The sequence below is a fragment of the Paenibacillus endophyticus genome (genome assembly GCF_014192395.1).
Taxonomy (GTDB): domain Bacteria; phylum Bacillota; class Bacilli; order Paenibacillales; family Paenibacillaceae; genus Pristimantibacillus; species Pristimantibacillus endophyticus.
The window spans coordinates 128,387-149,837 of the sequence record NZ_JACHXW010000006.1 but is presented as its reverse complement, the minus strand read 5'-3'; the positions used below and the strand labels follow the sequence as shown (position 1 = coordinate 149,837).

Sequence of the window (21,451 nt, the reverse complement as noted above, 5' to 3'; positions counted from 1 at the left end):
CCCTATGTCCTCACTCCCGACGGTTGCCGTTTTTGCTGGCTTCTGTATTCAACGGGCGTGACACCCGAAAAAGCTTTGAACAGCTTAATAAAATAGCTTTGATTGTCATACCCGAGCGTCTCGCATATTTTCCCTATCGGGGACCCCGTCTGGTCGAGAAGCTCCTTGGCCCGGTACATTTTCATCCTCGTCACGAACTCAATAAACGTTTCACCGGTTTCCTTCTTGAACAAGCGGCTGAAATAGCTCGGATTCATGAACAGACGCTCGGCGACCTCCTCCAGGCTAATTCTTCGGTCCAAATGCAGCGCAACGAACTGGCAGGCGTCCGCTACTTCCGTTCGGCGGGATTGATTGCCAGGCTGCTCTTCGGCTGCAATTGCCGCTCGGCAATGCGCGATCAGCCAGTCCTTCAGCTCCGATAGGTGATCTATCTCATGCAGCTCGCCGTGATTGACTTCGATCGACTGAGCAGACCTGTGCTGAAGACTGGATTGCAGCTTAAGCTTCATATCGAGAAGCAGCTTAAGCACCCAGTCCTTCACCTTTTCGGGAGCATGCCTGTGCTGCTTCGCTTCTGCAAGCCAGCTGTCTACGGCATGCGACACGCCTGCCGAGTCCCGGCTGAGCATAAGCTCCCTAAGCTTCGCGCTTGCCGCATGAAACTGGGCAAACATATCTCCTTCCGAAGCCGGGCATGGCGCTAATTTGACGATGGAGCCGGGCATACGGTAAAAGCGGCCTGTCGTATTCGCCTGCATAGCGGCGATGGAAGCTTTCAACTGCTCCGGCGTTACGCAGCTGTCACCAATCAAGAAGGACATAGACAGCTTCAACGACTGCTTAATGGCACGCTGCATGCTGCCCATCATCCGCTTTGCCTCGTCGAAGCCGTTCACTTTTAGCCCGCAAGGAAACGTTTGCAACCAAACGGACTGCTGCGGACTATAATTGAAATGCACGGACAGCAAGCCTTCACTGCGAATGGCTTCCTCTGCGACATTGTCCATCGCGAACCGAAGCACGTCATCCGAATGGTAGCGCAGCTTGGCGGAACGGAAATCGTCTACCATCCCCATGACAGGAATAATGATTTCTCCTGCTTGAAAGGGTAGGCCGAAATCCTCCAGCTCCTTCCGCCAAACAGCTGCATCCAGCATGGGCTGCTGCAAGGTCGAACGAATAAACTTCTCCTTGAGCAGTGCCTTGTTGCGATCGACCAGATGCTCCATCTGAAGCTGTTTTGCCTGAAGCTCGCCTTCTTCGCGCATACCGCTTATAAATTGTACCAATAGTTTATGAATAGCAGAAGGCTCGAGCGTATCTTTGAGCAAATAATCCTGCACCTGCAGCTTAACCGCCTGCTGGGCGTATTGGAATTCGCTGTGGCAGGACAGAATGGCTGCCCGCAGATTCGGATTCAGCTCTTTTAAACATTTAATCAATTCTAACCCGTCCATACGCGGCATGCCAATATCGGTAATGAGAATATCCGGCATATCGACCTCAGCCGCTTCGAGAGCGGTTTGTCCATTCTCGTATAATCCAATGACCGAAAGCCCGAGCTGCTCCCAATCAATCGCGTAATGGATCAGCTCAAGCACGGGGTAGTCGTCATCCACAAGCATTACCTTATACATCATCGCCAGCCTCCAGCCTCGGAATGTACAGCCTAATCTCTGTGCCATGCCCCTCCTCGCTCTTTACTTCCATCTCGAACCGCTCGCCATATGTGATCCTCATCCGCTCATAGACGTTCGAGAGCCCCATGCTCGTGAATTTGTTAACCGGCGCATGTTGCTTCTCCTCCTTCTCCACAGACTCCATCAGCTTAGTCCGCAGCAGCCCCAGCGTATGCTGGCTCATTCCCTGCCCGTCATCCCGAACCTTAATTTGAATGCCGCCCTCTGCCTGCTCCGACCCGATAAATAAGTAGCCTGCACGCTGGCTTAGACCATGAATAAGCGCGTTTTCGATAATCGGCTGCAGGAAAAAACGCGGAACAGCCACCATCAGCGTGTCCCTATCAAGCTCAAGCACGAGCGACGCCTTCTCCTTCTGGCGCATGTTCATCAGCTTCACGTAATCAACTATCGTATCGATTTCATCATGGAGCGGAATTGCGTTCTTTTCTTGGCTTATCGTCATTCGGAGCAGCTTCGACAATGAGCTGATCATTGCGGCACTGTCTGCATCACCGCTGCGCATGACCTTCATACGGATGGAATTCAGCACATTGAACAAAAAATGCGGATTAATCTGCGCTTGCAGCATCGCCAGCTCCGCTTTTCTTTTACGGGCCTGGGTCATCGTAATTTCTGAGATCATCGCCTTCACCCTGTCCAGCATCTGGTCAAAGGACTCGCCCAAATAGCCGATCTCATCCTGTCCCCTCAGATTGGAGCGTACCTCCAGATTGCCCCGCTGCACCGTCTCCGCAACCCTGCCCAGCCTGACGAGGGGCCTCGTAAACGTTCCGATCAAGTAGACAAACAGCAGTAAAAAAACAAAAAACGATGCCAGCTGAATCATAAATACCCGGCTGAAAATCGAGTTGAGTTTATAGACGGCCTTTTTGTAAGGCGTCATAGACACAAGCTCCCACCCCGTAAGGGAAAGCTTATGCGTTGAGACGATATAGCTCTCGCCTTCGAATCGGATAATATTCGGGTCTGCCTGCTTTCCCGCCCGTTCTGCGTAAGGAAATGCCTCGCCGATTCGCTGCGGATCCGGATGCGACATCATTTTCCCCTCCGCATCCAACAGCATCGTTTCTTGGTCGGCTTGCAGCTTTTTGAATATACTGCTTACCTGATCCTCCAATATGGTCACGATCACATAGCCATAGGGCGTTAATCCGCCACCGCGCAGCGTTCGCGCCATCGATATTTGATGCGGGCTGCGCGTCTTATCCTGATAGAATACGGTAGGCGTCGTTCCGATCCAAAACGATTCGAGGCCTCTCAGCTGGTTCAGCCGATCAAACCAAGGCTCCTCCCGAATTAGGTTAGGATTATATTCATACAGCGGGTAGTTGGCGAAATGCGTTCCATTTTTGAGCAAAATGGTTACTCTTGCCTTATCTCCGAGCACTGTCATATTATCGATTTTATTCGTTATTTTACTGCGATCTGTGAATTCCTCGTATTCCGCATTAACTCCTTCATAGACTTTCCCCGCCGCCACTGCCTTTAGTATGACGTTCATTTCCGAGTCATTCTGGACGTTGTTCGCAATATACAGCATGTAGTGAAACAAATTGGTTACGTAGCCGTCCACCAGCTCCAGCTTTTGATGGGCCTGCGAAACGGCTTCCTCCTTCACCGTATCCTTCGTCAGCATATTGTAGACCGCCAGCGTAATAAAAGCCGGGAGCAAAATGCAGACGATGGAGGTTACCATCAGCTTGAAACGAAAGGAACGCGGCCAAGCTAACGTTTTTCTGCCGGTTATCATGCATTAGCCTCCGCTCGTCGCCTATCAAGAAGAAACGGCTTCGCCGACCAAGAGGAGGATATCCGTTTCTCGTAGAAATAGAAGAATACGTTATCGCGTGAAACAGATAAAGTCTTATATTTCAAGAAGAAACGGCTTCGCCGACCAAGAGGAGGGTATCCGTTTCTCGTAGAAATAGAAGAATACCTTATCGCGTGAAACATATAAAGTCTTATATTTTCAAAAAAGGAGCGCAGTTTGCAGGCTGCACTCCTTATTCATTCACAATTAAATTATACGCTATTATTTTTTGTTCGCATCAATAATTTGCTGTACCTTCTCCTGCATTGCCGCAATCGTTTTGTCGATATCCTGCTGGTCGAATATCAGCTTCTCGTATTCTTCGTTAATGACCTTATACATTTCTGATTGATAGGTCACAGGCGGGATGATCTTGGATGACTTCGCGTTCGAGAGCACGCTAAGCAAGGAAGCTTTATCAACCTTCTCTGGATTTTGAGTGGCTCCAAGAATGATATCGATGATGGAGGCAAGCTGCGAATCATCCACGCCGTTCCATGACGGAATGTTTTTGCCCTGGGCGATCTGTCCTTCCGTCGTATACCAGCGAACGAATGTGTAGGCCGCTTCTTTGTTTTTGGAGCTTTCCGCAACGCCGACATAATCGGTTGTCACCATCGTATATCCGCCTTCGTCGCTGGCGCTGTTTTTCGGAATTGGCGCTACTGCAACGTCGAAATTGAGCGGGAATTGATCCGTTCCGCCAAGCTCCGTATTCATCCAGCTTCCGATCATCACCATGCTTGCCGCTTGGCTGAAAAATTGATTGCGGTAGTGCAGCTTCTGCGACATGATGTCCGTGTACGGCGTCGCCGACTTGTCCTGCTTCTCCATTTGAAGCCGAAGCTCCAGTGATTTGCGGAATAACGGATTGTCTAAGTTGAACGTTCCGTCCGCTTTAAGAAATTCTGTGTTATCCGCTTGATTTGCGAGCGCAAGCTTCATGAATTCCATCCAGCCCCCGTTCTGCGGACCATGGAAATAAGTTCCGTAGTGCTTAGCTGCGCCTTCCCCGCTCGTCAGCTTCTTCGCATATGTAGTGAACTCCTCCCACGTCCATTCCGTAGGAACGCTGAGTCCCGCTTCGGTCAACTGCGTCTTATTAAGCAGCACATACCATGGATTGAACTTGCCTGGCAGCGCGTAGATGCTCCCGTTCAAGGTTGTGTCCACCTTATAGTCCTCGGCAACCGTATAGCCGTCTTTAGCGATAAAGTCATCCAGCTTGGCAACCATTCCAAGTCCGACGCGCTGTGCGTAGCTCGCAGGGTCACTGAACATCAGAACGTCCATCTGTTCACTCGAAGAGGCAGCAAGATCAAGCTTCTGGAGCGCCTCCTGCGTATCGCCCTTTTCACTCAGAACGATCACCTCGGGAATGATGTTCGGATATTTTTCTTTGAATGCGGCAATCGTTTTCTCCCAGTTGTAGCTCGCCTCGTTGCCGAATGTATGCACCTTGATCGTTACGGGCTTCGCTTCGTCCGGCGCGGCAGTCGCTTTCTCTGTATTCTCGCTGGCGCCGCTATTTTCCGCTGCCTCCTTATTGCCTGCATTGCTCGAGCAGCCTGTCAAAACAATGATGACTGACAAAGTAAGAAGAAACCATAATTTCATTTGTTTGTACATGTTAACCCTCCTCGTGTGGTTGTGGAACAAACGGCGTATATGCATTCGGCCTCTTTGATGTATCCGCTTTCTTGATTTCATTGTAGCAATGGCAACTTTCCGAGCCATACTACTATATTGACCACCTATGCAACTATTTTGACAACAAGCTAAAGGATGCAGCGGCTGCTATCCTTTAACCCCGCCTAGCGCAATGCCTTCGATAACGCTCTTCTGCCCGATGATGAATACGATAAGCAGCGGTAATATCGCCGACACGGCAGCGGCCATAATAAGCGAATAAAACTCTCCATTAATGGTCGTGAATTTCTGCATCGCCAGCTGAATGGTGTACAGCTTATCCGTACGAAGGAAGATCAGCGGATTCTGATAATCGTTCCACGTCCATATAAATCGCAGGATCGCATATGTTGCGACCGCAGGACGTACCAGCGGGAAGGCGATCTGCCAAAAAATGCGCCAATGGCCGGCTCCGTCTATTTTAGCAGATTCTATGTATTCGTTATGAACCCCCATGAAAAACTGCCGTAGCATAAATGTACCGAGAACACTAAAGCTGCTCAGTAGAATCAAGCCAAGATGGCTGTCAAAAAAACCGATTTGGCGGTATAAAATAAACTGCGGAACAAGAATGGCCTGATGCGGAATCATATATGTCGCGAGTACGATTATAAATAAATATTTGCTGGCGGCAAAATTGATTTTGGAGAAGCCATAAGCCGCAAGCGCCGAAACAAACGCCGATGTTACCGTCGTAAGCACCGTTACCTTAACTGTGTTCCAATAATATTTGTAAAATGGGAATTTCCCTATCCATACTTCCTTGTAGTTTTCGATAATATGCCATTTCGCCGGAATCCACTGGATCGGATACGTGAATACATCCGCTTCGATTTTGAAGGACGCGGAGAGCATCCATAGAAATGGCAGCAGGAATAGAATGCTGATTGCGAGCATCAGCAGCGTAATGGCGCCCTTTCTTAGCCGCTCTATTTGTTTAATCGTCATGCCATGCCTCCTCCTCTAGTAATTGACCCATTTCTTCTGACCCAGCCATTGCAGAACGGTAATCAACATGACGCAAGCGAATAAGATGACGGCCATCGAGGAAGCATAACCGATTTTCAAATTGACGAACGCCGTATCGTACAAATGCCAGACGAGCATGCTCGTCGATGAGATCGGCCCGCCTTTGGTTAAAATAGCAATCAAATCGAAAATTTTGAACGTTGAAATAATGCCGGTTACGAGCAAAAAGAATGAGGTGGACGACAGCTGCGGGAACGTAATGCTTTTGAATTTATGCCAAGCGTTCGCTCCGTCAATGTCGGCCGCCTCGTACAAATCCTTCGGAATCGATTGCAGCCCGGCGATGTAGACAATGAGATTGAAGCCGATAGAAATCCATATCGATATCATCATTAAGGAAGGCAGCGCGTATTTCGGATCTGCGATCCACTTCGGCGGATTGTCTATGCCAAACGAGATGAGCAGCTGATTGACCGGCCCCGCTGACGGATGGAATAGCACCTGCCACACGATGGCAACTGCCACAATGCTTGAGATGTATGGCATGAAATAAGCTACCTTGAAGTAGCTTTTCATATACACATGCTTATCGATAAGGATCGCCAGCAGCATGGATATCGCCAAGTAGATCGGTACGGTAAGCAAAAAATACGCATTGTTCTTGAGCGACTTCATGAATCCGTCATCCTGAAGCAATCGCTCATAATTATCGAAGCCAACCCACTTTATGTCTTTGAAGCCGGCTATAAAGTTCCAATCCGCGAGCGAAAGCAGGAACGTAGCGATAATCGGAATGAAGGTAAGCACCGTGACGCCGATCAGCATAGGACCGACGAATAACAAGCCGGCAATCGTTTCTTTTTTTTGCAAGGAGCTCCTTTTGGAAATGTGTTTTGCTTTTGGGGCCTCGGCTGCCGTTTCTAGCTTCTGCATATATTCACCTCAGTTATTTGGTCTTGCTTCTATTATAAAAAACAGGCATTTGATTCGTTAACGCTATTTTGATGACCTATGCCGCTATTTTGACTTTTTGGGCCGGAAACAAAAATACCGCACCGCGATTGCTCGCAGTACGGTATTCGTTATGCTCTTCTATTCTTCTTTATAATGGATGCCGCCGAGAATGAATGCCGTCAAATCTTCGATAACTTCAGCCATAGGCGGATTTTTCTCCTCAACGAGAAAAGTCCAGTATTCCGTATGGCGATGAAAGAGAAGCGTTCCGACCACGGACAGCAAGGTCGTATCCAAGGAGCGGAATTGGAACAATTGCTGCTCCTCGCCTTCCTTGAGCCATTGACGAAGCAACTGCCACATCGGCATGACATGCTTGCGGATTTTTTGGATGCGATCCGTATTCATTATGATTTCCTGTTGAATAATATTAATAAGCTGACGATCGCTGTAGCGGAATTTAGTTACCTCTGAGATGAGGAGCTTTATGCCTTCAACAGGGCTTAGAGTGGGATCGATCCCCGCAATATCGTCATTCGGGAAAAAATACTCGAATAATGCGCCAAACATATTTTCTTTCCCGCCGAAATGATACGAGACAAGCGCGACGTTAGCACCCGCCTCTTCGCATATTTGCCGAACGGTCGTTTTTTCGAAGCCTTGCTCTGCAAACAGCTTTTTGGATGCTAACAATATTCTGATCTTAATATCCGCGTCTCCTGTAGTCATAACGGTCCTCCATAAAAACAATATCTTTTATTGTGAACGAATCTTTGATGTTCTGCAACAGCGAACTGTTATGAATGTTTGTGGCTGGCGATGGCTGCCTTAGGCTGATGCTGGAGAACAGCTTTTCGTTTGGCGGCGACTGCAAGCGTACTGATTGCAATGGCTGCAACTGCAACCATGCTTAGCGCAAGGGCATCACTCGTAGCCGCAGGTCCTCCGAACAAAATGTTCATGGTGCCTTCTACTGCATAGGTGGCTGGCAGAATGTCGCCTAGCTTGATGTAAAAGTCCGATAACAATTCACGCGGAACGATTGCTCCCGAAGTAACGAGCTGCGCCGACAATAAGATGATATTGAAGAGCATGCCGCTTAAGCCGAACAAGTAAATAAACATTTGCGAAACGAATATAAAGGTTAGTACGAACAGCAGCTGGAACATCCAAATATGCAAGAAGCCTTGGTCCATTTGGGCACCGAATGCTGCGAGCAAAGATGAGCCTACGAGTGAAATAATAACGGCTGCGGCAACATTTAGGATGCTTCTCGCAGCGTAACGGTTCCACTTGCTTACGCTTCCCCCTAATGCCATTGCAGACTGCTCGAAATTCATGCCCATAATCATCGCTCCGACATAAGAAGCGAGCACCAGCATCATCGGAACCATCTGGTTGTTCATTCCTTTAATGACGTTCGTCGATTGAATATCCGAAGTTACTCGCTCTGACAGCCCTTGAGCCGCTGCGCCTGCCTGTTCAGCAGGAAGCTGCATATTGCCAAGCACCGTTTGAATGCCTCCGGCTATCGCCTGCTTATTGACTTCCGTTGTAATTTGCGCAGCTGCGCCGCTCATAATGCTTTTGATAAGAGCCGGGTTAGACTCATTGATGATGTATTGAATCGAAGCCGTACCATCTGCCGCGGTCGCTTTCTGTGAGAAATCCGATGGGATCCAAACGACCATTTGTAGCTCACGCTCATCAAGCATTTGCTTTGCTTCATCTATGCCCGCCATTTCATTCATATTGAAAGGTAACCGTTGTACTAGGCTGCTTGCGACCTGCGTACCCATTTGTTGATCCTCGTTCACGATCGCAATATGAAGCTGGTCAATACGATCTGTAACCCCATTATAGCCTGTCATCCAGATGACGGAAAAAATAACCTGAAACATAATGGCTGTAATCATACCCACCCATGTCGTTGGGCGCTTCATAAAAGCCTGTAACGCGTTTCTCATACTGATCCACTCCTGTTTTCTCTATTTAAACAATCGTTTTAAACACTTGTTTTAAACAACTGTTTAAATCATAATGGCTACCTATGTTTTTGTCAATAAAAAAAGAAGAAGAGGAATTTCCCCTTCTCCTGCTTATGCATGACTTACGCATTATTCAATGATTCGCCGTACTCCGCTTCCCACTTTGCGTCTCTAGCCAATTGCTTTTTGTGTACCGTACCTGACAAAAACACACTGACTTCATACAAAATGATTAACGGAATCGCTACTAAAATATCCGATATGAAATCCGGCGGCGTAATCATGACGCCAATTAACACCATTATGAAATAGGCGAGTCGTCTCATCTTGCGAAGCCGCTTCGGATTTACAAGCCGAATCGCGGTTAAAAACATAATGACGAGCGGAAGCTCGAATAAAAGCGATATCGGTATAAGCAAATTAAACATAAACGTGAAATATTGCGCGATGCCGTAGGTTTCTTCCAGATTAAGATGCTGCGAGACCGTCCTCGTGAAACTAAAGGCGAGCGGAAACACGACATAATAGGAAAAAGCCAATCCAATGAGAAACATCACCAGCGCAAAGGGAACGTATTTCAGTGTAGATCGCTGCTCATGCTTGCGCAGGGCTGGCTTTACGAATGCCCAGAGCTGAAAGGCAATCATAGGCAGCGCAATGATCAGCGCTATGACGAAAGCGAACTTCATATACATGCCGATCCCGTCCCATAGCGAAAACGTATGTAAAGAAATCGTATTGGCCGGCTTTTGGCTCATAAGAAAGTTGTAGGCTGGCTGTGCGAGAATGAGCCCGACGACCAAACCAATCGTTAGGATGATAAGCACATAGACGATGCGTTTGCGGAGCTCTCCAAGATGCTCGAGCAGCGGCATCAGCCCTTCCTCTCGAATGAGTGCTTTGCGAGAAGCAGGCTCCGATTTGTTTTTTTCTTCCGACCCCACCTTGCATTTCCCTCCTTTGCCTAGCTTTTACCGCCTTTTATTCAATAAAAAAGCGGGCCCGATTAATCCGGCAGCCGCTTATTGTCTTTCTCACTATTGTCCGAGCGACTCACTTCGACACGGCTCGATTCCTTGTCCTTGCGGTCATCGTCATCCATCATTTCTCTTGCACCGGATTTGAATTCGCGCAGCGTGCGTCCGAACGCGCGTCCGAGCTCAGGCAGCTTGTTCGGTCCAAACAGAAGCAAAGCAACCAGCACGAGCAGTATAATACCCGTAGCACCTATTCCTGACATCTTGTTAACCTCCTTGAAGCTTTACGAACGAAAGATGCTTCGTAAGCCTATACTAACAGTTGTTCAAACCGCCGTAACCCATACTCACTATATCTTCTCGTACAATAACATCGCCTGCAAGAATGCGCGGCAGGAGCACGTCAAAGGACGTATATGGATCATGCATCACACAACCTGGCAATCCCAATATCGGTACGCTGTTTATGTATCCCATTAGCAGCATGGAGCCTGGAAGCATTGGCGTTCCGTAGCTTACGATATGTGCGCCTGCGGCTTTAATCGCGCCAGGCGTTCGATCATCGGGATCGACCGACATTCCGCCCGTCACTAGTATCATATCATACCCTTGCTCGAGCAAATAGTGTATTTCCTTGACAATTGTTTGTCGATCATCAGGAGAAAACCGTTGCTCCGCTACCTCTGATCCCAGCTCTTCAAGTTTGTTTTTGACCGCTGGCCCGAACTTATCCGTAATTCTGCCATTAAATACTTCCCCGCCGGTTGTCAGCAAACCGACTCGGAACTTCCGGAATGGACGTACCCGAAGCGGAGCCGCACCGCCACTTGCTTGACGGTATTCAGCGGCAAGCCTCTCCACGGTCTCGACTTTAGTCTTGGGTACGACAAGAGGTATAGCCCTCGTAGCAGCTAGCGGATTTCCAGGCTTGACTACGGTTTTGGACTTGATCGTAGCCAGCGCAATTTCACCCAAATCATTGATTTGGTCAACAAGCTCCTTATCAATCTCAGCTAAGCCCAGTAGCTCTGCTTTGATGCTTACTTTGCCCTCGTGAGGCTCGGATAATATTAAATGGTCCCCGTACAACGCCTCCGCCATCCGTATGGCGGCGTCATCCTCGTGCAGCTCTCCTGCCCCAAGCTCCATAATGTAGATATGCTCTTTCCCGATATCGAGCAGCTTCGGTATATCGGCTTCGGTCACAACATGGCCTCTTTTGAACAAACGTCCTTTGAATTCGCCGGGAATAATTCGCGTCAAATCATGAGCCAAGCGCAAGCCGATTGCATCATAAACCGACACTTCTTTTAGAATAGTCGACCCATGCTGCTCGATATCGCCCTCTGTCTTCGCATTTTCCCGGCTCATACGCTATGCTCCCCTATTTGGCCCGATAAAATATTGAGTGCATGCGGCAATTGATCCATGATCGCCATTAAGCTCTCGTGTACGCCCTTCGGGCTTCCCGGCAAGTTAATGATCAGCGAGCTGCCCCTAATTCCGCATACGCCTCGGGAGAGCATCGCCCTTCTCGTTTTTTGAAGAGCTCCCATCCTCATCGCCTCGGCTAGTCCGGGAACGGCACGATCGATCACCTTTAGCGTTGCTTCCGGCGTTACGTCACGCATGGCAAGGCCTGTCCCGCCTGTCGTCAACACGAGATCCGCATGGAAATATTCCGTCATTTCAATGATGGCCGCCATAATCTCATCCTGCTCATCCGGGACGATCCGATAGTCGATAATTTCTCCGCCCAGCTCCTCCTCGACTAACTCGCGGATAACCTGCGCGCTCGTATCCTCGCGCTCACCCCGTGAGCCCTTATCGCTTGCCGTTAATATTGCTACTTTCCACCGCATTTACATTCCTCCCATTCCTTATTTGCTCATGGGTTTTACGAGATTTGATAATCGCCGCTTTTACCGCCTGTTTTTGAAACGAGCTGTGTGGGACCGATTACCATATCCTTTTGGAGCGCCTTACACATGTCGTATACGGTTAACGCTGCGGCTGAGACGGCTGTCAGAGCTTCCATTTCAACGCCAGTTTTTCCGGTCGTCTTCACTGTACCTTCTATATAAAGCTCATCCGTTCCATTATCGCTGAATACTACATTGATGCCAGTGAGCGGAAGAGGATGACACATCGGAATCCAATCGGATGTTTTTTTTGCCGCCATGATCGCAGCTACCTGTGCAACTGCCAATACATCGCCTTTTCCAATTTTGCCAGCTTTGATTTGCGCTAACGTTTCCGGATTCATCGTTACCTTCGTTTGAGCAACTGCCGTACGTGAAGTGACTTCCTTCTCCGTGATGTCTACCATCCGTGCGCGACCCTGCTCGTTAAAATGCGTCAGACCCACTTTTATTGCTCCTTCTAGCGTCAACGAAAGATATGCTTCCTATGAGCAATAGCCTTCGATTTCGTCGCTTTCTTTATTTGATTAAAGCATATAAACGCTGTTCTCCGTTATAATGCCATTCATTCTCAAATCATGCGGTTCGAGCGGCACTTCGTCCGTTAGCTGCTCCTCAAAGGCCATGCCGAGCCAAAGCGTTGTTTCATCATGCTCCTGCTTGGCGCTTCGGATTGCTTCAGCAAATCGATCGTAATAGCCACCGCCATACCCAAGACGGCCACCATTCCTGTCGAACGCTAAGCCAGGCACAAATACCATTGCCGGCATTGCATCCTGAACCTTTGCTGCTTTCTGAGGGTCAGGCTCCATGATCCCGTATGCTCCAGCCTTCAGTTCATCTCTGCCGCGCAATTCATACAACGTCATCGAACGATCCGAAGCTTCGCATTTGGGTGCGATGACTGTTCGTCCCGTTCGCCAGCCCCATTCCATCAGTGCGGAAAGATCAAGCTCGCTTCGAAAAGCAACATAAATCATAAACGCAGCAGCGCCCCTGCTTACAACCAGCTCCTGCGCTCTCGCACAAGCAGCTTCCGACCATAGGTCCCTTTTCTCCGAGGCTATGCTATTTCGTTTAAACGTCATTTGATTCCGCATATAAGCCTTATTTCCCGGCAAATTTGTTTCACTCAAAACACTCACCTATTCTAGTTCCCATCTTTTTCTTTCATTAAAGTTAGTTTACCACTGTTATGCAACTTTCGCCAATGCCAGAGCTCGTTTATGGTACACTATGGAGTAGTAAAAGCATTCGTTCTTTACAATTTTTTGTTGGAGGTTTCAAAATGCTGCTGCAGGTTTCCAATATCACAAAAAGCTACGGCGTGAATGTCGTATTATCCAATATTTCGATGCAGGTGCAAGAGCGGGAGCGCATTGGACTCGTAGGCGTCAATGGCGCTGGGAAATCCACGTTGCTAAAAATCATTGCCGGTGAAATGTCTGCTGATTCAGGAGCTGTTCACAAAGCGAAAGAAACCAAAATCGGTTATCTGGCCCAAAACAGCGGCTTGCAATCCAATCGTACCATTGAAGCAGAGATGCGGGCCGTATTTTCCCATTTGCTTGAAGCTGAGCAGGAGCTGCGCGAGCTTGAAATTAAAATTGCAGATCCTGCGCTTCATGAGGATGAGAAGCGTTATGCAAGCACGCTTGACCGATATGCCAAACGATCGGATGAGTTCCGCGAACAAGGCGGCTTCGAAATTAATACGCGAATAAACAGCGTCCTGCACGGAATGGGGTTCGGTAGCTTTCCGGCAGATACACTCATTTCGACGCTTAGCGGCGGTCAGAAGACAAGGCTCGCCCTCGCGCGAATTTTGTTGCAAGCACCGGATTTGCTCATGCTTGACGAACCTACCAACTATCTCGACATTGAGACATTAACCTGGCTAGAGTCTTATTTGCGCGGTTATTCTGGCGCTATTCTTGTCGTTTCCCATGACCGTTATTTTCTTGATGCGCTCGCCCAAACGATTATTGAAATCGAACGTCATATTTCGAAGCGCTATACAGGCAATTACAGTCGCTATATGGAGCTTAAGGCTGCCGAATATGAAATCAACATGCGGCAATTTGAGAAGCAGCAGGATGAAATCTCCCGCATGGAGCAATTCGTCCAGCGCAACATCGTTCGCGCTTCGACAACAAAGCGCGCGCAGAGCAGACGCAAGGCACTCGACAAAATGGATCGTTTGGACAAGCCTCAGGGCGATTTGAAGAAAGCGCATTTCATGTTCGAGATTGAGCGACCTACCGGGAAAGACGTACTCGGAGTAAACGATGTTTCCGTCACTTTCCCCGAGAAAGAAACGCCTATCTTTCGAAATGTGTCCTTCCAGCTTACCAGAGGCGAAACTGTTGCCCTCATTGGCCCTAACGGTATCGGGAAATCGACGCTGCTAAAGGTCATTGTCGGACAAAATGCGCCAACGACAGGCATCATCAAGTTCGGCACGCATGTCAAGGTTGGTTATTATGACCAAGAGCAGACGAGATTGAATGGGCGAAACACCGTACTGGAAGAGGTTTGGGGCGAGTATTCCCATATGGAGGAAGCTCGTATTCGCACGGTACTCGGCAATTTTCTATTCAGTGGCGAAGATGTCCTGAAACGCGTCTCCTCCCTTAGCGGCGGAGAAAAAGCGCGTGTTTCCTTGGCAAAGCTGATGCTTGCTCAGGCAAATCTGTTAATTCTCGATGAGCCAACGAACCATTTGGATCTTTTCAGCAAAGAGGTGCTTGAAGCTGCCTTGCTGGATTATGAAGGCACACTGCTTTTCATATCGCATGACCGCTACTTTCTTAACAAAATGGCGGAACGCATTGTCGAACTCAAACCGTCAGGAACCGATCATTTCCTAGGAAATTATGACGAAATGATAGAGAAAAAAATTGAAATCGAGGAAGCTCGGCTTGAAGCTTTGTCAAAACAGGCTGCAGGCTCGAAATCTGCCCCTGTATCCGACAATGTCCCAGCTAACTCGTACGAAGCCGACAAACAAGCAAAACGGGAAGAACGGGCAAGGCAGCGCAAGCTTGAGCAATTAGAGCAGGATATTGCTGCCTTGGAGCAGCAAATTACTGAATTGGAAGAACAGCTCGCCGATCCTTCCATCTTTAATGATTATGTGCGTATACAGGAAATCCAAGCCGTAATCGAAGCTCGAAAAACCGAACTAGCTGCTGCATACGAAGATTGGGAACAGTATATGTAATTACCATTATGAACGATTCCCTTGCAGCGACTTCACTTGCGATGATCTGCTCGCCTTAGAGGCTCCATCATGGTCCTTAGCTGCAGATGATGGAAGCAGAACATTGCTATCATGAAAAACCTATGGCCAGAATAACCGCTATGCTTCATTCACAGAGATTGTCATATGCTAACGTTTTTGGGCACAACAGACTGTAAGCGGCGTTGTCGATTGGGTCAATGCCTGTCTTGGCCCGTCGGGATTGTTGTTGCAATCGAAATCCGCTTCGGCTCCCCAATCGCTTATCCGGGATGGCATATTTTCGGCGTCTCTGGCCTTACTGACGCTTTGATCGCAGAACGTCTGGACCTTCTCATGCAAAACTTCCTCAAAAAATTTCACAGCGTTAATGATTGATTTAGCCAAGCAAAAGAACTCCCAACAAGAAAACGGCGGATTAGGGTACTTACCACTAATCCGCCGTTTATGATTAACCGGTTTAATACTTAGCTTGCTAAAACGCCAACGACTCCAAGCTAGTACTGTTCTAAGCTAATAAGTCCCAGCCTCTGTGCTTCCTTAATCGCCTCGGAACGCGAGCGCACGTTAAGCTTGTCAAAAATGCGCGACAGCTGATACTCTACATTCCGCTGGCTTACATGAAGCATGGCAGCTAGTTCCTTGTTGCTTATTCCCGTAGCTACCTCATGCAGAATCGTTTGTTCCTTCTCATTAATTGATACATCCTCTATCGTCACTTCCGTGCGTCCAATCGTCACCTCATGCCGCCTAAGCTGCTTAAGCAAGGAAATAGGAATAACCGTATCTCCTCTCATAACGCAGCGAATGGCATTATGCAGCTGCTCTCTTGAGACAGTTTTCGATATAAACCCAGAGACGCCTGATTCAATAAGCAAATTAAAATGCGAACCGATCTCATAGCCGGAATAAATAATGACCTTTCGTTCGGGGTCCTGCTGAATTAGTCTTTTGGTCAATTCTAAACCGCTAATCCCTGGCATATTTAAATCGCATAATATGAGATCGAAATGCTCATTCTGTACACTTTCGAGCGCTTCGATTGCAGACAACACAACCGCTACCGACATCTCGCAATCCTGCTCGATCATATTTTTAGTTCCTTCACCAACGGAAGGATGATCATCAACTAATAAGATACGAATCACGCGATATTCCCCTCTCCGATCTACCGGTTGTCATGATCTCTGGCAACAAAATAACAACCTCCAGGCCGTTACCGCTTTGCGAATAAAACGTAATGTCTCCTTCAAGCCCCGTTACACGTTCTTTGATGCCGGATAAGCCCATATGCTCAAAAGAAACGATCATTTGGTTGACATCCATGCCGATTCCATCGTCCTGATAACGGAAATATATGGTCCCTTGCCGCAGCTCCAGCTCAAGAATGACCAACTTCGCTTGGGAATGCTTGTCCGCATTCCGCAGCAGCTCTTGGACAATACGATAAATCGCCGTAATCTGTTCTTCGTTAAGCGGTCGGTTAAATGGCTTTGCTCGGAAGTCGACAGCGAAATTGACCCGCATTTGCGTATGCTCAATAATCGATTCAACAGCCTCAACTACCCCCATCTCCTTCAAAAGAGGAGGACGAAGCTCGTTGCACGTCTCACGAATTTGATGTATGACATCCAACAAACCTTCTTTAATATCTTCCAGCTCTCTTCCAAGGCTGTCGGAAATCGGATAGTCCATCATGATTGCTTCAAGCTTCCGATACCATAACAGCTGATCCTGCAGCGCTGAATCATGCAAATCCGCAGCTAGCTTTCTTCTCTCATTCTCAGACAAGCAGAACAGCAGCCGCAGCACCCAAGGCGATGTAGAATGCTCTTTACGTACTTCAGACTCTAAATCCTCAATTAGTCCTTCTATTAGATATAAGTTTTCAAATACGATGCTCGCATAGTTCGACATCGTCTTCAGCCAGCGAAGCTCATCGGAATTGAAACGAGTATGGTTTGTTTTTAGCCCAATCCACAGAATATGGTATCTCGAGCGTTGTCTGCCAATGACAAGACCTAGCCCGTATGGCAATTCAATTAGCTCTCCAACCTGCAGTGAGTTTACGGTACCAAGTAAAAATTCAGCAGTAATGAGCTCCTCCGGATGCTCACCCATCGGATACACCGTGTTCTCGGACTGCTCAACGAGCAAAAATGTAATTCGTTTGACAGGCAAAAGCTCAGATATTTCTTGTTTCAGTACAGCTTCCAGATCGCCTTGCTTCATAACTCTAGCTATTTTACGTGAAAACCTGTCCAAACTATCCTGATAGCTATACATCGCCTTAAAAAGCTTAGGACGAAAGCGCTGATCAATTTGCTCCTTAACATATAAAAACAACGTCATTCCGATGTAAATGACAAAAAACACGCCAAACCATGCGGACCAAGACGGATTGTTCTCTCCTAGTATGACGAACGCCACTAGTGCGGCCACAATAATAGATGGAAACAAGGCGAGCGCCGTATAATACTTGAATCTGGTTAGTATAAAATCAATATCAAACAGTTGATTGGAAGTTGATAAATAGAAGTAAACGATTGGTAGGATAAACAGGAAAAGCGCCGTAAATGCTGCTGGCAGAACCTGCTCCTTGCCAATAATCTGAGGCAATAAATTCAATAACGCAAACGGAGTAAACGCTACTAGATGAGAGATCAAAGTAATCGTAAATAAGGAGTGAAGCTTCGTTCGCCGATGCTGAATAAACTTGCGGATAAGAACATAGACGCATACGAAATTACCTAATAGCACGGAACTGCTATAGGCGATTTGAATGTATGTATATATCTGAATGGAAGATAAGTCTGTCCATATGTACACCAAGCTTGCTAGTCCTACTAGTCCCACTATTGCAAACAATGCGGTCAATAACCGTTTGCTAATTAAACGCGCATCGAATCGGACTAAGTAAATATTCATGAAACTCATGAACAGCAGCGGAATATTCGGCAATACCAAATAGATCACGGTGATGCCAATCGGATCACTCCGGTTCGATGCAGCTGAGCTGTAATAGCATAAACCGATGGATATAAAAAATAAAATGAGCATAATGGCAGCTTTGTCATTACGGCGTTTAGCGTAAAGAAAACCGGAAAAAGCACAGAAAATAACGAGAGAAATACCAGGAATATACAATTGTATTAATAGTTCCCACAACGAATGATCACCTGTCCAACCTTTCTGGAAAGTGATCTCCTGTTTTTCATTATTTTTATGTAACACGACTACGTTATCCGCATACTCTATCAAATTATATTTCTTCACATTCTCGTAATCGCTTACCGGCAAGCCATTTACTTGTAGTATCTGGTCTCCTACACGTATTCCTTTAACTTCTGCTTGTCCAGCAGGCTCCATCGACTTTACAAAATATCGATTGCTGGCGTCTTGCGTCAAAACAGCGCCGATGGATGGGATCCTTACGATCACCGAAGTAAGATATAACAGTGTAGTTAGAAATAATACAAGGAAGAGGATTGCCGTAATGCGGTTTAGAATCGTAGGTCTCATGCAGTCCTCTTCCCTTCAACCAATTTCAAACTTCTAGTTCCACAAGAATGCGTAGCCGCTGTTTTTTTCGTTTTTGTTCTTTAGTTCGCCAAGGAGTGCCTTCTGTTCCGCCGCAGAAACACCTGCTAATTGCATTTGTCCACCCATAGTCATAGACTTTCCAGTGCTGCTTACCAACTGACGAATCGTTTCTTTTAACATTTTAACTCCTCCGCTTCTCTTCTATTATTTAACTATCATTACTACTCTACTATAACAGGAAAAGAATCGACAGAAAACGCAAAAGTGATTCGTATTTACCGAAGTCACTTTTGCGTGGTGTTAAATCATGCAATTTCTTCATTAATCATGTGTAAAAATGTTGATTTCCAAGGGCTTATTGCCTGAAAAGTATCGACTAACTCCTCAAAACGATTATAGTGCATGCGGCTCATGACGGAACCATACAGCAGTGTTCCCGTCCTTTCGCAGGCTTCAGCAAAAAGCTCACGCTTCAACGCCACATCCTCAGTTGATAACAGCCCATCAAAATAATCCCTTATCCACTGATCCTCTGCCGCTTCCCCTTCTACTAAATATAATGTAAGCAGGGTGCGTTTCCGCTGTAAAAAGTCGCTTTTATCATCCCAGCGCATTAAATCCCGAAGATCATTTTGCATTTGGGCAGCTAGTCCTATCTCAAGCGCATATTCAGCGACAACCGGATTCCAAGCCTGACCTGCAAGCAGTACGCCAGTCATGCAGGCGAACTGAAGCAGTGCGCCCGATTTCAGCTTAACGACTTCTAAATAGGCCTGTTCGTCAATCATTTCATTCATTATATCTAGCATCTGGCCATTGGCCGATTGAAGCAATTGCCCATTCATCATATCCATAAGGGCAGCTTGTGTATGTACGTTCGAAGCGCTCTCAAGCAAAACTTGCTGAGACAACGTTAGCAGCGCAGTCGCAACATGCATCGCTATAGGTAGCGGGTCTTGCATCCAGGGTTTATGCGGCGCGTCCTGATCCTGCAAGTCATCCAGCATGTCCGATGCCAGTATAAATAGCTCTACCGCTGCAGCAGCCATATATGGATCCTCGTCCTTACCCTCAAACATGCGAAAATGAAGCACGGTCAGTCTTCCGAATCGCAGCGTCTCTTCCAGCTTATCTTTCATATAATGCTCCGCGTAACGAGCAAGCGGCCCAGCCGTGAAATATCGCTGGACCTGCGTGCGCATCCTCTCAGCGATAAGTGAATTACAATCCTTCACAAGTGATCCTCCGCCATTTCAAGATACTGCTATTATACTATGTTTTCCCTATGAGAACATACGCTGAAATGTCGTTACGAAACGTCCTAGCCAATTCAAAGTATTTATGCCGTAACAGTCGTGGGTGCGTTTGCGCTTTTTAGCTGGTTGTTCTTCTTTCTTCTGACTCTCCCCCTCATTCATTTGACTCATTAAGCTTGCGATCATCTCCATTCTTTTCTGTATTAGCTTTCTGCGCTCGACTGACGGACTTTCGATGCGATCGCGATGATCCATTGACTGAAAAGCCCTCCTTGAAGTATGTCCCTGCAATTCATTACATCTATCGAATCTGCTATTTACCTTATACGCTGACACTCCCATTCATTTCGACTGCGTGATGCATGTATACGGCTTCCATTGTCAAACCGCCTCTAGGCAGCTGAGCAATAAGCGTCGACGGATTGTCGCAAGTAATGAATTCACCTTTGCGCATGACACATACACGGTTGCAGTTGCGCTGCATGTCTTCCATATCATGCGAAGCAACGATAATCGTTTTCCCTTGCTGCCTAAGAAGCTGAAGCAATGCCCAATAGTCCCTTTTAGCCTGGGGATCTAGTCCCGTTGTCGGTTCATCCAAAAATATGATTTTGGGATCATTTACGAGCGCGATTGCCAGTGCCGTCCGCTGTCTCCAGCCGCCTGATAAACGCTTTACTAATTTATCCGAGTAAGGACTAAGGCCAAATTGTTCAATAATCAAATCTAAATTATTTTTCCGTTTATAGAAGCCCTGGAACATTTCCATCGCTTCGCGAACATTCATTTTATCGACCAAAGATGTGCTTTGCAGATGGATGCCGATATCTTCCTTCAATCGTTCCGCTTCAAGCACGACATCATGGCCATATATGCGAATACTGCCCTGATCCGGCATACGAATACCCATTAGCATTTCTAACAGAGTCGTTTTCCCGGCACCATGCGTACCAATAATACCAAATAGTTCTCCTTCATTCACTCTAAAGGATACGGAGTCTACCGCCTTATTCGCACCATAATACTTGCTGACCGAGCTTACCTGAATGATCGTTTCCTTATCCATTCTTTGGTTAACCTCCATTCACACTTAAACATTAATAGATTCGCTTTAAGGTGAGATTTATGTTTTTGGTATGCGTCATAGTTTTAAGATAACGCATGATGCTATTTTTTTCACCGAAAACTTGTCTAGTAATTTCCGCAATATTTTTGCGTGACCGCAACGCAAGCGCAAAACAAAAAGAGCCTATTTCTACGATTTCGCAGTTTAATAGGCCCTTCAACGTTATCCACAAAGATATCAACAATTCTGTATAAATTGTTAGTTAATTCAGTCAGTAGTGCTACGGTATTATAGTAGTATTTCTGCGGATTTCGTCGATTCATAGGTATA

At 47.1% G+C, this 21,451-nt stretch carries 21 protein-coding genes; 1 reads left to right on the top strand and 20 read right to left on the bottom strand.

Annotated features, from left to right (window positions below; all coding sequences use genetic code 11):
* Nucleotides 1–2 precede the first annotated feature (2 nt).
* The 13 genes from FHS16_RS12215 to FHS16_RS12155 form a co-directional block, all read right to left on the bottom strand.
* Nucleotides 3–1,688, bottom strand: a complete 1,686-nt coding sequence (locus FHS16_RS12215; protein ID WP_246431723.1) for a helix-turn-helix domain-containing protein — start codon at nucleotides 1,686–1,688, stop codon at nucleotides 3–5.
* Nucleotides 1,633–3,456 carry a cache domain-containing sensor histidine kinase gene (locus FHS16_RS12210; protein ID WP_183562391.1) on the bottom strand — a complete coding sequence of 608 codons (1,824 nt, stop codon included), beginning with the start codon at nucleotides 3,454–3,456 and terminating at the stop codon, nucleotides 1,633–1,635. Before FHS16_RS12210 ends, FHS16_RS12215 begins: the two co-directional genes overlap by 56 nt.
* 282 nt (nucleotides 3,457–3,738) lie before the next feature.
* Nucleotides 3,739–5,145 (bottom strand): ABC transporter substrate-binding protein, encoded by a 1,407-nt coding sequence (locus tag FHS16_RS12205; RefSeq protein ID WP_246431722.1) that lies wholly within the window; start codon nucleotides 5,143–5,145, stop codon nucleotides 3,739–3,741.
* 168 nt (nucleotides 5,146–5,313) lie between these two features.
* On the bottom strand, nucleotides 5,314–6,153 hold the full coding sequence (locus FHS16_RS12200; RefSeq protein ID WP_183562389.1) for a carbohydrate ABC transporter permease: 840 nt from the start codon (nucleotides 6,151–6,153) through the stop codon (nucleotides 5,314–5,316).
* A 15-nt stretch (nucleotides 6,154–6,168) separates the two neighbouring features.
* Nucleotides 6,169–7,107 carry a carbohydrate ABC transporter permease gene (locus tag FHS16_RS12195; RefSeq protein ID WP_183562387.1) on the bottom strand — a complete coding sequence of 313 codons (939 nt, stop codon included), beginning with the start codon at nucleotides 7,105–7,107 and terminating at the stop codon, nucleotides 6,169–6,171.
* A 159-nt stretch (nucleotides 7,108–7,266) separates the two neighbouring features.
* Nucleotides 7,267–7,857, bottom strand: coding sequence for a TetR/AcrR family transcriptional regulator (locus FHS16_RS12190; protein WP_183562385.1), 591 nt, complete (start codon nucleotides 7,855–7,857; stop codon nucleotides 7,267–7,269).
* A gap of 68 nt (nucleotides 7,858–7,925) precedes the next feature.
* A complete protein-coding gene (locus FHS16_RS12185; RefSeq protein ID WP_183562383.1) occupies nucleotides 7,926–9,095 on the bottom strand; it encodes a YhgE/Pip domain-containing protein in 1,170 nt (389 codons plus the stop codon).
* A 143-nt stretch (nucleotides 9,096–9,238) separates the two neighbouring features.
* Nucleotides 9,239–9,991, bottom strand: a complete 753-nt coding sequence (tatC, locus tag FHS16_RS12180; RefSeq protein ID WP_183562707.1) for a twin-arginine translocase subunit TatC — start codon at nucleotides 9,989–9,991, stop codon at nucleotides 9,239–9,241.
* 131 nt (nucleotides 9,992–10,122) lie between these two features.
* Nucleotides 10,123–10,356, bottom strand: coding sequence for a twin-arginine translocase TatA/TatE family subunit (gene tatA, locus FHS16_RS12175; protein ID WP_183562381.1), 234 nt, complete (start codon nucleotides 10,354–10,356; stop codon nucleotides 10,123–10,125).
* 52 nt (nucleotides 10,357–10,408) lie between these two features.
* On the bottom strand, nucleotides 10,409–11,464 hold the full coding sequence (locus FHS16_RS12170; protein WP_183562379.1) for a molybdopterin-binding protein: 1,056 nt from the start codon (nucleotides 11,462–11,464) through the stop codon (nucleotides 10,409–10,411).
* On the bottom strand, nucleotides 11,461–11,955 hold the full coding sequence (locus FHS16_RS12165) for a MogA/MoaB family molybdenum cofactor biosynthesis protein (RefSeq protein ID WP_183562377.1): 495 nt from the start codon (nucleotides 11,953–11,955) through the stop codon (nucleotides 11,461–11,463). Before FHS16_RS12165 ends, FHS16_RS12170 begins: the two co-directional genes overlap by 4 nt.
* 35 nt (nucleotides 11,956–11,990) lie before the next feature.
* Nucleotides 11,991–12,461, bottom strand: a complete 471-nt coding sequence (moaC, locus tag FHS16_RS12160; RefSeq protein ID WP_183562375.1) for a cyclic pyranopterin monophosphate synthase MoaC — start codon at nucleotides 12,459–12,461, stop codon at nucleotides 11,991–11,993.
* Nucleotides 12,462–12,542: 81 nt separating this feature from the next.
* Nucleotides 12,543–13,151 carry a 5-formyltetrahydrofolate cyclo-ligase gene (locus FHS16_RS12155; protein ID WP_183562373.1) on the bottom strand — a complete coding sequence of 203 codons (609 nt, stop codon included), beginning with the start codon at nucleotides 13,149–13,151 and terminating at the stop codon, nucleotides 12,543–12,545.
* A 152-nt stretch (nucleotides 13,152–13,303) separates the two neighbouring features.
* Between FHS16_RS12155 and FHS16_RS12150 the strand changes: the two genes are divergently transcribed.
* Nucleotides 13,304–15,238, top strand: coding sequence for an ABC-F family ATP-binding cassette domain-containing protein (locus tag FHS16_RS12150; protein WP_183562371.1), 1,935 nt, complete (start codon nucleotides 13,304–13,306; stop codon nucleotides 15,236–15,238).
* Nucleotides 15,239–15,406: 168 nt separating this feature from the next.
* Here FHS16_RS12150 and FHS16_RS12145 read toward each other — a convergent pair whose 3' ends face one another.
* The 7 genes from FHS16_RS12145 to FHS16_RS12115 all read right to left on the bottom strand — a co-directional run bounded on the left by FHS16_RS12145 (nucleotide 15,407) and on the right by FHS16_RS12115 (nucleotide 21,121).
* On the bottom strand, nucleotides 15,407–15,643 hold the full coding sequence (locus FHS16_RS12145; RefSeq protein WP_183562369.1) for a hypothetical protein: 237 nt from the start codon (nucleotides 15,641–15,643) through the stop codon (nucleotides 15,407–15,409).
* 110 nt (nucleotides 15,644–15,753) lie between these two features.
* Nucleotides 15,754–16,404, bottom strand: a complete 651-nt coding sequence (locus tag FHS16_RS12140) for a response regulator transcription factor (protein ID WP_183562367.1) — start codon at nucleotides 16,402–16,404, stop codon at nucleotides 15,754–15,756.
* The gene (locus tag FHS16_RS12135; RefSeq protein WP_183562365.1) at nucleotides 16,382–18,778 is read right to left on the bottom strand and encodes an ATP-binding protein; all 2,397 of its coding nucleotides are present in this window, start codon (nucleotides 18,776–18,778) and stop codon (nucleotides 16,382–16,384) included. The genes FHS16_RS12140 and FHS16_RS12135 overlap by 23 nt, the downstream gene beginning before the upstream one ends.
* Nucleotides 18,779–18,811: 33 nt before the next feature.
* Complete coding sequence (gene comX / locus FHS16_RS12130) at nucleotides 18,812–18,979, bottom strand: competence pheromone ComX (protein WP_183562363.1); 168 nt, start codon at nucleotides 18,977–18,979, stop codon at nucleotides 18,812–18,814.
* Between the two features lie 125 nt (nucleotides 18,980–19,104).
* Nucleotides 19,105–20,034 carry a polyprenyl synthetase family protein gene (locus tag FHS16_RS12125; RefSeq protein WP_183562361.1) on the bottom strand — a complete coding sequence of 310 codons (930 nt, stop codon included), beginning with the start codon at nucleotides 20,032–20,034 and terminating at the stop codon, nucleotides 19,105–19,107.
* A 48-nt stretch (nucleotides 20,035–20,082) separates the two neighbouring features.
* Nucleotides 20,083–20,310: a hypothetical protein gene (locus FHS16_RS12120; RefSeq protein WP_183562359.1), complete on the bottom strand. Its 228-nt coding sequence runs from the start codon at nucleotides 20,308–20,310 to the stop codon at nucleotides 20,083–20,085.
* A gap of 67 nt (nucleotides 20,311–20,377) precedes the next feature.
* Nucleotides 20,378–21,121: an ABC transporter ATP-binding protein gene (locus FHS16_RS12115; protein ID WP_183562357.1), complete on the bottom strand. Its 744-nt coding sequence runs from the start codon at nucleotides 21,119–21,121 to the stop codon at nucleotides 20,378–20,380.
* Nucleotides 21,122–21,451 lie beyond the last annotated feature (330 nt).